We start from the raw sequence: 1,411 nt of genomic DNA on the forward strand, positions 1-1,411 counted from the left end.
CAGATCTTCTTTATTCTCACGAAGGGCATTCCCAATTTGTCTAACGACTTCTCCTCGAGCTGGAGCAGGTACTTTGCGCCAAACTTTAAAAGCATCTTGCGCCGTTTCCAATACTTTTTCGTAATCGTTAATATCAGCATTTATAACTTTTGCTATCTCCGAATTATCAATAGGTGAAAAGGAACTTGTTGTATTTCCTTTACAATCGAACCACTGAGTTCCTGTTGTTACACCAGAATTGATTTTTGAGATACCTAATCGCTTTAGACTTTCATTTATTCCAAAATCTGTCATGATATTTTGAGTTTTTTGGTTTCGAAATATTATCCTTATTTAATCTGTTTAAATTAAGAAAGATTTTAAATAAGGAGTATGATATTTGTCATGTGCCTGATTATCTTCGCTGATCTCCACTTCGTTTCGGTAGTATTACGATTTCCAAACCCAATATAACAAGAAACCCAATAGTTAATACTATCGGGTTTCTATTAGTGTGCCGGGTGCATGCAAATTTTATCTCATGCCTTTTGGCGGGCTGAAAGCCCATATTAATTCAGCCCGAAGGCAAAGCCTCGGGATGTGATGTCGATTAGGTCATACGCCCTGAAAGGGCAGCTTAGGATTAATCTTGCCACAAATATTCCTCCTTATAGTCAATGCCATATTGTTTTAGAAACATGAGATATTCCTCCTCGAAGCTCATCTTTTTATGATGTTCTTCTTGATTTGCAATATAGCGTTTTGTTATATCGTGCAATGAAGAACTTACAGAAAAACCGCCATAACCAGCTTGCCAAGCAAAGTTACTATAGTAAGAACCTTTTGTTTTTATCCATCGGCTGCTGTGGCGTTTTATTTCTTCAACTAATTTTGAAAGGGCTATATTTTTTGACATCACGCATAAAATATGGATATGATCTTCTACTCCGTTTATTAGAATAGGAATTGAATCCTTATCTCGAATAATTGCACCCATGTAGGCGTACAATTCCTCTTGGTCTTCCTTACGAATTTTTGTTCGTGATTTTTTGATATGGAAGATAATATGAATAAAAAGTTTCGACAGTGATTGTGACATCATTAAGGTTTTTAAGCTGCCCTTTCAGGGCGCAAATTGTATTCTGTGTTTTCATTACCCAAGGCGTTGCCATTGGGCTGAAGTAAGTTGCCACTGCGTGGCGAAACATTCTCCTCTAGGCTACTGGACTAGCGGATGCATACTCAACTAACTAGGCTTTTTTTTGCATTTATAGGTCTGCTTTTTTCTAAACTTCTGTATACAAAAGAAGAACTGAAAGCGGCTAAAAGAATTATTGGGATGCTGCCTACCGAACAAGCACAAGAGTTCATCGCGATTTGGGAGGAATTTGAAGAAGGTAGAACTAATGAATCCAAATTTGCCAGAGCAATG

General features: G+C 37.3%; 3 protein-coding genes. 1 reads left to right on the plus strand and 2 read right to left on the minus strand.

The window, feature by feature from the left end; all coding sequences use genetic code 11:
* A partial coding sequence (locus tag ABY905_RS17320) for an aldehyde dehydrogenase family protein (RefSeq protein ID WP_372646162.1) occupies positions 1-294 on the minus strand: 294 nt, incomplete at its 3' end.
* A 328-nt stretch (positions 295-622) separates the two neighbouring features.
* Positions 623-1,078, minus strand: coding sequence for a transposase (locus tag ABY905_RS17325; protein ID WP_372646164.1), 456 nt, complete (start codon positions 1,076-1,078; stop codon positions 623-625).
* A gap of 135 nt (positions 1,079-1,213) precedes the next feature.
* Between ABY905_RS17325 and ABY905_RS17330 the strand changes: the two genes are divergently transcribed.
* A partial coding sequence (locus tag ABY905_RS17330) for an HD domain-containing protein (RefSeq protein WP_372646166.1) occupies positions 1,214-1,411 on the plus strand: 198 nt, incomplete at its 3' end.

Source organism: Ancylomarina sp., assembly GCF_041555295.1.
In the GTDB taxonomy this organism is placed as follows: domain Bacteria; phylum Bacteroidota; class Bacteroidia; order Bacteroidales; family Marinifilaceae; genus Ancylomarina.

Coding starts and splice junctions, on each gene's coding strand:
- ABY905_RS17325 (WP_372646164.1), bottom strand. CDS start 1,078: ATGTCACAATCACTGTCGAAACTTTTTATTCATATTATCTTCCATATC.